7 protein-coding genes and 1 pseudogene are annotated in these 12,636 nt (G+C 39.4%); 5 read left to right on the top strand and 3 right to left on the bottom strand.

Annotation, left to right across the window (positions count from 1 at the left end; translation table 11 throughout):
* Positions 1–7 precede the first annotated feature (7 nt).
* From RMY00_RS01340 to RMY00_RS01325, 4 genes are all read left to right on the top strand, one after another.
* Entirely contained in the window at positions 8–481 is a 474-nt protein-coding gene (locus RMY00_RS01340; RefSeq protein WP_322645836.1) for a chemotaxis protein CheW, read from the top strand.
* A gap of 125 nt (positions 482–606) precedes the next feature.
* Positions 607–3,915 carry a GAF domain-containing protein gene (locus RMY00_RS01335; protein WP_322645835.1) on the top strand — a complete coding sequence of 1,103 codons (3,309 nt, stop codon included), beginning with the start codon at positions 607–609 and terminating at the stop codon, positions 3,913–3,915.
* Positions 3,916–3,946: 31 nt separating this feature from the next.
* Positions 3,947–4,336 (top strand): four helix bundle protein, encoded by a 390-nt coding sequence (locus RMY00_RS01330; protein WP_322645834.1) that lies wholly within the window; start codon positions 3,947–3,949, stop codon positions 4,334–4,336.
* Between the two features lie 191 nt (positions 4,337–4,527).
* Positions 4,528–8,226, top strand: coding sequence for a hybrid sensor histidine kinase/response regulator (locus RMY00_RS01325; protein WP_322645833.1), 3,699 nt, complete (start codon positions 4,528–4,530; stop codon positions 8,224–8,226).
* 44 nt (positions 8,227–8,270) lie between these two features.
* On the opposite strand, the pseudogene RMY00_RS01320 reads toward RMY00_RS01325, so the two are convergent.
* The 3 genes and pseudogenes from RMY00_RS01320 to RMY00_RS01310 all read right to left on the bottom strand — a co-directional run.
* Positions 8,271–8,973: pseudogene (locus RMY00_RS01320) on the bottom strand (Uma2 family endonuclease); the annotation flags it as partial.
* 58 nt (positions 8,974–9,031) lie between these two features.
* Complete coding sequence (locus tag RMY00_RS01315) at positions 9,032–9,925, bottom strand: ABC transporter permease (RefSeq protein WP_322645832.1); 894 nt, start codon at positions 9,923–9,925, stop codon at positions 9,032–9,034.
* An 83-nt stretch (positions 9,926–10,008) separates the two neighbouring features.
* Positions 10,009–11,094: a spermidine/putrescine ABC transporter substrate-binding protein gene (locus RMY00_RS01310; RefSeq protein WP_322645831.1), complete on the bottom strand. Its 1,086-nt coding sequence runs from the start codon at positions 11,092–11,094 to the stop codon at positions 10,009–10,011.
* A gap of 424 nt (positions 11,095–11,518) precedes the next feature.
* Between RMY00_RS01310 and cruF the strand changes: the two genes are divergently transcribed.
* A complete protein-coding gene (cruF, locus tag RMY00_RS01305; RefSeq protein WP_322645830.1) occupies positions 11,519–12,430 on the top strand; it encodes a gamma-carotene 1'-hydroxylase CruF in 912 nt (303 codons plus the stop codon).
* The last annotated feature ends 206 nt before the right edge of the window (positions 12,431–12,636 follow it).

The raw sequence follows: 12,636 nt of genomic DNA, 5'->3' as shown, positions 1-12,636 counted from the left end.
AATAACTTTGGAAACCAAGGAAAAGTTTTTAAGTTTTAATTTGGGAGCAAGGGATACAGCGATAATTTCATTACAACATATTACAGAAGTTTTGCAAGTATCATTACCAGAAATATGTGCCGTTCCTCAGATGCCCAGTAGCGTCTTGGGTATCTATAACTGGCGCGGTGAGATGCTTTGGTTAGTAGATTTAGAGGCAATGTTAGGTTATCCTCCAATTTCGCAAGGAGCAAATTTACTTTCAAAAATGATGGCGATTGTTCTCGAAAACAAAGGGAAGTATTTAGGACTATTAGTGCGACAACTGATAGATATTGAATGGCTAGATACACAGCGAATGAAGCCCCCAAGTAGCGAATTATTTTATCCTAAAATATCACCTTTTTTACAGGGATATTTTATTAATGATTCTGAGGATATGATTTTTAACTTGGATGCCATAACAATTATCCAAGCTCCGATGTGGAAAATTCACAATTAAAGGCTTGATCATGAGTGATTAGGCATATTAATTTAATGATTTCTAATCTTTTTTAGCCAGATACTAGTTCCTTGTTATCGGTCTAATAACCAACTATTACTCTAATAAATTTTGAGGTTAATAAAATGACATTTTTGTATAACAATAGCCAGGAAAATCAGCATTTAATCTCTGAAGTAGAAAATCTGAATGGGAACGCTAATATAAAAAATATTGCTGGCAATGAAATATCTTTGTTAAATGCGATCGCTCAGGAATTTAAAACTTGGCGGCGACAGTTGCAAGACATCGCAACTCACATGCGCCAAGCGCCAGACCTTGATACACTACTCAAAATTACTGTAGCGCAAATTAGAGAAAAAATTGGCTGCGATCGCGCCTTAATTTATCAGTTTACTTCCTTTGATTCAGGTAATGTTTTAGCAGAATCAAGAACATTAGGTTGGACACCAACTTTAGGCGAAAATATTCCGGGAATTATTTTTGGTTTATATACCAATCAAGACTATATAGAACCTGTAGTTATTGATGATGTTAGTCAGATTCAACTTACCCCTTATCAAAAGCAACTTCTAGATAAATTTCAAATTAAAGCTAGTTTGAGTTTACCGATTGTAATAGAAGGTAAAGTATGGGGATTACTGGTAGTAAATAATTGCTTATCAACGCGGCAGTGGCAAGAAGTAGAAATTAGCCTACTATCCCAAATTACAACAGAACTCATATACAAATTACAGAGTTTTGAATTCAAAAGAGAAGAACAGCAGCGCATACTAGCAAAAAAATCTGTGGCTAAAGTCATCGACAAAATTTTGCGGGCATCAAATGTCGAGAAGCTTTTTCAAACAACCACTCAAGAAGTACGGCAATTACTAAAGTGCGATCGCGTCGCCGTCTATCGCTTCAAACCTGACTGGAGTGGCGAGTTTGTCGCTGAGTCAGTGGGTAATGGCTGGGTAAAAATGGTCAGCCCCGATTTTTACATGGTGTGGGAAGATAGCCACTTGCAAGACACCCAAGGAGGACGTTATGCCAGGGGGGAAAGCTATGTGGCCAAAGACATATATAAAATGGGTCATGCTCAATGCCACATTGATATTTTAGAGCAGTATGAAATGAAGGCTTACATCATTGCACCCATATTTGCTGGAGAGAAATTATGGGGCTTGCTGGCAGCTTATCAAAATTCTGGGCCTCGTGATTGGCAACCTTGGGAAGAAAGCTTTGTTACCCAAATTGGACTGCAATTTGGTGTGGCTATCTCACAAGGCGAATATCTAGAACAGATGCATAAGAAATCTGAGCAACTAGCTCAAATAGTTGAACAAGAAAAAGCTTTTACTAAAATAGTAGGTCGCATCCGACAATCTTTAGATGTAGATAGCGTCTTCAAAACAACCACTCAAGAAGTGCGTCAATCATTACGATGCGATCGCGTCGCAGTCTATCGCTTTAACCCTGACTGGGGTGGCGAATTTGTGGCTGAGTCTGTGGGTACTGGTTGGACAAAACTGGTAGGCCCTGATATTAAAACCGTTTTGGACGATACCTACTTGCAAGAAACTAAGGGAGGTAGATATGTCAGAGGCGAAAATTTTGTTGTTAATGACATCTATCAAGTAGGGCTTGCTCCTTGCCATATTGAGATTTTAGAGCAGTTTGAAGCCAAAGCTTACATAATTGTTCCTATATTCTTCGGGGAGAAATTGTGGGGTTTGCTGGCAGCTTATCAAAATTCTCGCTCCCGTGAGTGGGAAACCTGGGAAGTTAACTTTTTGGTTCAGACTAGCTTACAATTTAGCCTAGCTAAATCACAGATAGATTATTTGGAATTAGTTCGGTTGAAATCTGACAAACTAGCTCAGATAGCGGAACAAGAGAAAGCTGTCACTAAAATTAGTAACCGCATTCGGCAATCTTCAGATGTAGAAGAAATCTTCAAAACAACTAATCAAGAAGTACGGCAATTACTACGATGCGATCGCGTCGCAGTCTATCGCTTCAACCCTAATTGGAGTGGTGAATTTGTAGCAGAATCAGTAGCTCATACTTGGGTAAAACTGGTAGGCCCCGATATCAAAACTGTCTGGGAAGATACCCACTTACAAGAAACTCAAGGAGGTCGATATGCCCAAGGAGAAAACTTTGTTGTTAATGACATTTATCAGGTAGGTCATTCTCCTTGCCACATTGAGATTTTAGAGCAATTTGAAGTTAAAGCTTATGTAATTGTTCCTGTATTTGCTGGGGAACAATTGTGGGGATTGCTAGCAGCTTATCAAAATTCTGGAACTCGTGATTGGGATGAATCGGAAGTCACCTTGTTAGCACGCATTGGCAACCAGTTAGGGCTAGCATTACAACAGACTGAATATTTGCAACAAGTACAAGGACAGTCAGCCAAATTAGCAGAAGCCGCAGCGCGAGAAAAGGCAGCCAAAGAATTACTACAACAACGATCTATTCAACTTTTACTAGCCCTTAGACCCGCCCTCAACGGCGACTTAACAGTACGCGCACCCATTACAGAAGACGAATTAGGCACGATCGCCGATGCTTATAATAATACCCTGCAAGCACTGCGGCAAATCGTTCTTCAGGTACAGGGAGCTGCTCAACAAGTTGCCCAAACTTCCGGTAACAGCGAGGCTTCACTAACGGGACTGACTAATTTAGCACAACAACAATCTGAGGAAATTACCGCAGCTTTAGGTGAGATTCAACAGATGGTAGACTCTACTCAAGCTGTAGTGACGAATGCTGAGTTAGTGCAAGTAGCGGTACAACAAGCCAATGAAACTGTTGAGTCTGGCGATACTGCGATGAACTTAACTGTAAAAGCAATCCAAGGAATTCGTGAAACCGTTGCTCAAACCAGCAAGAAGATTAAACGCCTCAGTGAATCTTCGCAAAAAATCTCCAAAGTGGTTAATTTGATTGGTAATTTTGCCACACAGACAAACGTGCTGGCTTTGAATGCAGCTATTGAAGCCACCCGTGCAGGTGAATATGGTAAAGGCTTTGCAGTTGTAGCTGATGAAGTCCGTTCTTTATCTCGCCAGTCAGCAGCAGCAACCATCGAAATAGAAAAATTAGTCCAAGAGATTCAAGCAGAAACCGGAGAAGTAGCAGTAGCGATGGAAACTGGTATTCAGCAGGTTGTGGAAGGTACAAATCTGGTCAATGATACTCGCCAAAACTTGAATGCGATCGTTTATGCAACTGCCGAAATTAGCCAGCTAATCGAGCGAATTACCGCAGCGACTCAAAAACAAATGACGCAATCTGTAACAGTCACAAAATCAATGCAAGATGTAGCAGAAATTGCTAATAAGACTTTTGCAGAATCTCAAGAAATTGCTAGTGTGTTCCAAGATTTATCAGGGATGGCGCAAGATTTATTAACAACTGCTAGTAAGTTTAAAGTGAAGTAGGGAATAGGGAGTGGGGAGTGGGGAGTGGCAAATGACAGTTTCTGAAATTCGATCTTATCAAGATTTAATAGTTTGGCAAGAAGGCATGAATTTAGCTGAAGCTTGCTATCAGCTAACGATTGCATTTCCAAAAGAGGAACTTTACGGAATGACTTCACAGATTCGTCGGGCAGCTGTATCAACTCCAGCAAATATAGCTGAGGGCTATGGGCGAGAGTATCGCCCAAAATACATAAAATTTCTCCGAATAGCACAAGGCTCTCTCAAAGAACTAGAAACTCACTTATTACTATCAGCTAGAGCCAAAGTTGGACTTACAGATACTCAACTAGTCACCCCTATTTTGAGGCAATGTGAATCTGTAGGAAGATTACTCCGTGCTTTGATTCGTTCTTTAGAGAATAAGGGGAGTAGCGAATAGGGAATTACATTTGATGTGAATTAAAAAATCCCATTTTTCCATAAGGGTTTCAGGCTTGGACAAAACCATGATTTTGGAATTATCAACGAAACTGAAAGGTTTTCAACTACTCAATTCACATTAGACGTAAATTTCAATCTTCCCCACTCCCCACTCCCCACTCCCTACTCCCCACTCTCCACTCCCCACTTATGATCACAGATAACGAAATCCGCGAACAAGGATATATCTACTTTCTGGCTGAAGCCCCAGAATTAGTCCAGATTATTGAACAAGAATTATTTAGCTTATCAGAAGATTACAGTACTGCTAAAGTTCATAACTTAATGCGAGCTACTCATACGCTTAAAGGTGGTGCTGCTAATGTTGGGCTAGAAGTAATTAAGATGATAGCCCATTTTTTAGAAGATGTATTTAAGGCTTTATATAATCCAAAAGTGGTAGTTGATGCCGAATTACAAACACTTTTGTTACAAGCTTATGAGTGTCTTAGCATAGCATTAAATACCGAATTAATCGGCAGTACTGTTAATGATGAAGAATTACTCCATCGAGCGACTTCAGTGTTTGCACAGTTGCAAGAAAAGCTGGGCGATGCATTTGGTGCTGAAACTCATATTCCTACTTCTGAAGAACTGGGATTTGATATTGTCCAGTCCGTTTTTGAAGTGGGAGTAGAGCAACGTCTAAACAGTATTGCTAAAGCTGTTAACAATCCACCAAGTCATGACAAATTTATCGAGTTTTTACACTCTCAAGCTGAGGTGTTTCTCGGTTTAGCAGAATCTCTAAATTTACCTGGATTGGGAGAAATTTCTCAAACAATTCTGTCAGCGCTGCAAGCAAACCCCACTCAGGTGCAGCAAATTGCAGAAATTGCTCTTGCAGATTTGCAACAAGCACAAAAATTGGTATTAGAAGGCGATCGCACTTCTGGCGGAAAAACTTCTCCAGCTTTGGAAAAACTCACGACAGTGGTAAATAATGAGTTATCTGAAGAATTACAAAATAATTCAGAAGAACAATTTTACCAATTTATCACTACATCTGATAATAATAAAAATGAATCAGTAAAGCCAACAACTGCCAAGTTTTATTTAAAAGTCATTCGTTACATTTTTGGCTGGTTTAATCACGAAATCAAAATACCAGAAGCAGAGCTTAATTTTGATTTAATGGTTCCCAGATTAGAAAAAGAAAATTTACTTGATTATATCGATAACTGGCTACAAAAGTTTCTTGATTTTGTTCAAGATGAAGAAGATAGTCAAAGCCTTACTATTTATCGAAATGGGATAATTTTAATAATTTTATTTGCCGTTACAAAATTTCAGCATTCTGTTGACATATCTGATAGTTACATATCAGTCATTAAAATATTACAAAACCAAATTCATAGATTAGCCCAAGAATATAAAAACTATCCTCCTGTTACTAATAAAGAGAAAAACTGGCTTGATAATCCCAAGTTACAAACACTGTTAGTTCTTAAAGAAATACCTAATGATCCTTCTCAAACAACTGAGAACCTACTAGAGGCAATATGGGGAGAAGAAGCTAACGAAAATCTTACAGAGCAAGTGGTGACAACCACGAATGATTCTTCAGTAAAGCGTGATTCCTTAACTGTCAATGAGCAGGAAATTGTAAATTTTCCTGAAACAGCTATTGAAGTCATACCTGATTTAGCGACACAAATCAACAAAGAAACAGAAGATAAATCAGAGTATGTTCAAACTAAAAACTTTCGCCAACCTTCTTTTATCCGAGTAGATACAGAGAGACTGCAACACCTCAATTATCTAGCTGGAGAATCGTTGATTTACCAAAAACGACATAGTTTGCAAAATGAACAAGTCAAAGAAATAATTGACCAATTAATCCAGCAACTCAGTAGACACCAAACAACTTTAAATGAGTTACGTGATTTACCATTACAAAAACAAAATATTGCCTCACAACAAACGCAAAATTTTGCAGTGAATTTTGACTCTTTAGAAATGGATGTATATACAGATTTTCAGATGACATTGCATGAAGCAATAGAAGAGACTCTACAACTACAAGAAACCACAGAATCTCTTGACTTGCTTGTGACGCAAGCTGTCCAAATTAGTGACAAACAAGAAAATTTAACTCTTAATATTATAGATAGCTTAGTAGAAGCACGAATGTCGCCTTTGGGCAATATTCTGAATCGCTTCCCCCACATGGTAAATAAGTTGGGGAATGTTCATGCCAAACTTGTAGAATTGAAACTTAGTGGTACTGAAGTACTAGTTGATAAAGCGATCGCAGAAAAACTGTACGATCCATTGTTACATTTAGTACGTAATGCTTTTGACCACGGGATTGAATCTCCGCAACTTCGCCGAGAGTTTGGTAAAGCAGAACAAGGGTTAATCGAAATCCGCGCCTATCATCAGGGTAGCCAAACTGTTATTGAAGTTAGAGATGATGGACAGGGATTAAATTTAGATAGAATTCGCAGAAAAGCTGCTGAATTTTATCCCATACAAACTGAAGAAAAAACTAAAACCTATGCTTCTAATCTGGTCGAATCTGAACTTTTAGACATGATATTTTCACCCGGATTTTCTACTGCTGCTAAAGTAAGTGAAATCTCTGGGCGCGGTATGGGGTTAGATATCGTGCGGACTCAGATGAACGCACTTAATGGATCAATTTCAGTTCAATCCTTACCTAACCAAGGAACAATATTCATACTCAAAATTCCTTTTTCTATGACTACCGAAAAATTAATGCTAGTTCAAGCCAAAGGTGTTGTATATGCCCTTCTTTTGGACAGTATCGAAAAAATATTGATTCCCTCTGAGCAGCAAATAAAAGAAATAGAAGGTCAAAAAGTCTTATATTGGAATACAGACGATGATGAAACTATGGTCAGCCTCCGTCAACTTTCAAAGTTGATTAGTTATAATGATTCATGCTTTAATGATGATACCTTATACAACACATCAAGTAATCACGACCCAAGCATAGCAAAAAATCCGGTGCTTTTGCTACGACGAAATCAGGGAAGATTTGCTTTAGAAGTTGACCAAATAATTGGTGAACAAGAACTGGTAATTAGACCTTTAGGAAATGCGATCGCACCGGCAAAATACATTTATGGTTGTAGTAGTTTAGCTAATGGTAATCTCATCTTAGTGATTGATGCTTCATTCCTGGTATCTAGTGAGCTTCAACAAACAACACTTGATGTCATGGCGCTACCAGTACCTTCTTTGTCAAATAAAAAAGCCTTAGCAATATCAGGACATACTTTTTCATCTACACCATTACTTGCTGCTTCTACTTCTACGACAACCATAGAAACCCAACCCAGTTATTCTCAAGAGTCAGATAACAATTCACCTATAGAAACCCAACCGAGTTACTCTCAAGAGCCAGATTATAAATTACCGAAAGGAACCCAATCCAGTTACTCTCAAGAAACAGAGAATAAATTACCAAAAGTTGTTTTAGTTGTAGATGACGCAATTAGTCTGCGCCAAACTATCTCTCTCACACTGCAAAAATCTGGTTATCAAGTAATACAAGCTCAAAATGGTGTAGAAGCTTTAGAAAAGTTACAGTTACATCCAGAAATACAAGTTGTCATTTCCGATTTAGAGATGCCACGAATGAATGGTTTTGAGTTGTTGGGCAATTTCCGTCAATACCCCAATTTAGCAAAAATACCTGTAGTGATTCTCACTTCTCGTAGCGCTGAAAAACATCGCCAGCTTGCTCAAGAATTAGGTGCAAAAGCTTATTTGACTAAGCCTTATTTAGAGCATGAGTTTCTTTCTACAATTAAGGAGTTAATTAATAGTAATACAGATGATTTAAACCATTTAGTCATTAGTCATTTGACTAATAACTAATGAATCTTGCATTGCGGTTTGATATTTTGGGAAATGCGATCGCCTTAATTACTAGGTAGATTATTTGGATCTACACCTATAGAACGTAAATATTGCGCTAACTGTTCGGCCCTTTGTCGCTGCTGTTCTGCCTGTTCTGCATCTGTCAAATAGCGATTTCCTCGCTCATCATACCAACATAAAAACTCCTGTTGTATGCCGGCAATTACAGCTTGGTGTCGCCCAATACCTAACCCCACCTCTGGCATCAAATAAGGTTCACCTATTTGTAGTTGGTAGTTTCCATCTATTAACTTATACACTTCAAAGGGTTGATGTTGGTCGCGTTGCCAAAACTCAGGGTTATAAATTACGTAGTACAAAACACCGAGTTTTTTGTATATATCTAGCTTCTCGTCGTATTCACCTCTGGGGGTGTGGGATACCATTTCTAATGTGAATATTGGAATTACCCCATTTTCTTCCCAAACCGCGTAACTTTTACGTGATTTGCTACCCTTTTTCCGTTCTGCTCCCACACTTAAAAAAGCATCTGGCACTACAGGTACTCTGGGATTTACTCCTGTGGTGTGATATACTGCCATATCTACTCCGAAGTACCAAATCCATACGATTTGCCCAAATGGAGTTGAGTAAGAAGAGTAAAATATTGGGCAAAAAATTTTGATCTTCGTTATCCACTGGCGTATCGTCTGAACAGGGAAGTTCATCAGTAGTTGGTAACGCATTTTTGAGATCAGGTGAGACGCATAACCGTTGTCTCGCTGGCGTTTGATGCCCTTATTATATATAAGTGACGAAAAGTTTAGCGTTTGGGCGCAGTCTCGCCAAACTTAATTAAAAGTGCGATCGCAATACTAACAAGCAAAATTAACGTCATACTTAAAGCTGAACCAAATCCCCAATTTTGTGTTGCTCCCAGAAACTGGTTATAAACTAACCGTGCCGCCGTCATACTAGAAGCACCACCAAGTAATTCTGGATCGACAAAATCCCCTAAGCCTGTGATGAATACAAGCATGGAAGCAGCCGCAATTCCAGGCAAAATTTGCGGTACGGTTACTTGCCAAAAAGTTTCTATCGGATTTGCACCTAAATCAGCCGCCGCTTCTAGCAACCGCTTGTCTAGCTTTTCGAGAGAAGCATATAAAATCAAAACCATATAGGGTAACAAGCTGTAACTCATACCAATAAATACAGCTTGACTCTGGTTAAGTAATTCCAAAGTAGGTAAGCCTAAATTGCTGAGTAAACTGTTCAATAAACCAGTAGGGCGAAGAATTGTAATCCAAGCATAAGAACGAAGTAACGAAGAAGTCCACAAAGGTAAGACAAAGCCTAATAGTAGCAAATTCCGCCAACGCTGCGGTGCTATCTGAGCAATCCAATAGGCGACAGGGAAGCCCAAAATTAAACAAATTATTGTAGTACCAAACGCAAAAAACAGCGATCGCACAATTACTTGCACATAAAGGGGGTCAAATATGCGGATGTAGTTTTTGAATCCGTTGGGATTGACCAAATCTCCTGGACGGATGTCTGCAACTAAACTTAACTGGAAAATTATCAAAGTTGGTAGCACCAATAAAAGCAATAACCAAATCCCAGATGGTGCAAGTAATACCAAAGGTTGCAGCCAATTCGCTCGTGGGTGATGCAATTCTTGTATTTTAGAAATATCACTTTTTTTAAAATTCACTATTTATAACTCCTAATTCCTAACAGACGCGATTAATCGCGTCTCTACTCCTAACAGACGCGATTAATCGCGTCTCTCCTATTTTAGCCACTAGTTAATTGAGTCCAATAGCGATCATAAACCTCTTCAAATTCTCCTACAGGAGTAACACGTTCACAATTTGCTAAAAGTGACTCGGAGGGAAATAAATTAGGATTATTTTGGATTTTTTTTGGCAATTGCTCAAATCCAGCACTATTAGGCGTAGAAATATTCAGACGTTTACTAATTTGGGCTGCTAATTCTGGTTGCAAAATCATGTTAATCCAAGCGTAAGCTCCAGCTAAATTAGGGGCTGTTTTAGGAATTACAATAGTGTCTGTCCATAATGAAGAACCACTGCGAGGAATTACATATTTGAGTTTAGGGTTTTCTTGAGAAATTCTCACGGCATCTGCTGAATAGCACATTGCCAATAGTAAATCTCCCGCCAGAATTTGATTTTGCCAAGCGTCTGTGTCAAAACGTGCGATCGCAGGTTTTAGCACTTTCAACTTTTCATAAGCTTGTTTGATTTCTTGTTCATTTTTTGAATTGTAAGAGTAACCTAGCATCCGTAATGTCGCACCCATCACTTCTCGAACATCATTGAGCAAGGTCATCTGCTGATTAAGTTGCTTTTGGTTTCGCCAAAGGTAATCCCAGTCTTGTGGTACATCTTTGATTTTTTCAGAATTATAAAGTAAACCTGTTGTCCCCCAGTTAAAAGGGATGCTATATCGGTTATTCGGGTCATAGCTAGGATTCTGAAACCGGGGGAATAAATTCTCTAAACCGATTAAGCGATCGTGATCTATTTCTGTTAATAAACCTTTGTTTACCATCTTCTGCACCATGTAATCGGATGGGTAAATGATGCTGTAAGTCCCACCGCCTCCAGCTTGCAACTTAGCCAGCATGACATCATTGGAATCATAAACATCCGCTAGCACTTTCATGCCTGTTTGGGTGCTAAAGGTTTTCAATAATTGGTTGTCGGTATATTGCGTCCAGGTAAAGATATAAAGTTGGTCACGTTGACCCGAAGTATTAGAATTAGCACGTACTTCAGCTAGCCTCCAGCCACAACCAGCTAAAGATAAGCCAGAAAGCCCTGCCACTCCTTTTAAAAATTGGCGTCTGTTAGTCATTAAGTTAGAAGCTGTTTATCAACAACCTCTAGATTACGGTATACCTAGTAACCCTTGCCGTGATTTTTATGGATAAATGTGTCAATCTTCACACTTACTGTAGAGCTTGCTTAATCTATGGTCATTGTCCTGCCTCAACCAGATCCTTACATCGGAAGGAGTTCTTCATCATACGGATATCAGTGGGGCAAGAAACTAGAAATTTTTACAGATGAAATTATGTAGATTTTGACTATATAGCTTAGACTAGTAAATCTATCATCATATTTTTTATAGCTTCAATCAATAGGCTGTTATGCTCTTCCCAAGAAAGCCAAACAAGTTTGTAGAGAATTGCGGCACAAAGTAGTTAAATATGTTGTTAAACATTTGTAAACTGTTAGCAGCCGAGTAGCCGCGTGTCACATCTTGTTAAGGAATTATCATGAGACAACTTGTTATTGCTGAACGCGTATGCCTGATTGGTCATATCGTGTCAAAAGCCTTTGGACTGGTAGGGATGCTACTGGTCGTACCTAATGCTGAAATACTTTTCAATTTATCGCAGGTTGGAGAAACTGCCGTACAGTTAAGTATGGCAGGTGGTGGTGTAGTTGATATCATCTTGGGGACAATAGCTGTCTCTATTTATGCCTACCGGACGTTAGGATTGGGAACTTGGCTAGCATTTATGCTGCCAGCTATGTTTATTTCCTTGGGTAGTGAACTACTGGGAACCAGCACAGGTTTTCCATTTGGTGATTATAGCTACTTGAGTGGCTTGGGATATAAGATTGCAGGGCTAGTTCCTTTCACAATTCCTTTATCTTGGTTCTATGTTGGGCTGTCGTCTTATTTAATTGCAAGAACTGGTTTGAAAGTGGCACAAAAACCTAGTTGGGGACGCCATATTGCGGCTGTAGCCGTTGGTGCTTTGCTCTTCACTTGCTGGGATTTTGCCCTTGAGCCAGCGATGAGTCAAACTTCTCTGCCTTTTTGGTATTGGGAACATCCAGGAGCTTTCTTTGGCACACCTTACCAGAACTATGCAGGTTGGTTTGGTACTAGTGCCCTGTTTATGACTGTGGCAGGATTGTTGTGGAGAAACGTTTCGATTAAATTAGAGCGATCGCAACTTAATCTACCCTTAGTCGTTTATTTAACTAACTTTGCCTTCGCCGCCGGACTAAGCTTGGCCGCTGGATTCTCCATCCCAGTGTTGCTCGGTTTATTGTTTGGTGTGACTCCTGCTGTGGCTCTGTGGTTAAGCAGTTCAACCACTCCCACTCCAGTTGCTGTTGAACCAGCAAACAAGGAAGTCTCAGTGGCAAGAAGCGTTAAAGTTGCCTTGAAATAGGTCGATAAATTAGGGAGTAGGGAGTAGGGAGTGGGGAATAAGGGGATGAGGGAGCAGAGGGAGAAATCAATTCAAAATTAAAGAACTTCTGCCTTCTGCTTCCAGCAAGAACTGCCTCCTCTTTCCCAATGCCTAATGCCCAATGAATGACTAATGACCAATACTTCGACTTCTCTACGAGACGCTACGCGAACGCTCAGTACAAG

The sequence above is a fragment of the Nostoc sp. ChiVER01 genome (assembly GCF_034531155.1).
Taxonomy (GTDB): domain Bacteria; phylum Cyanobacteriota; class Cyanobacteriia; order Cyanobacteriales; family Nostocaceae; genus Nostoc.
The sequence above is the reverse complement of the archived record's forward strand: the minus strand, read 5'-3'. Positions and strand labels throughout refer to the sequence as shown.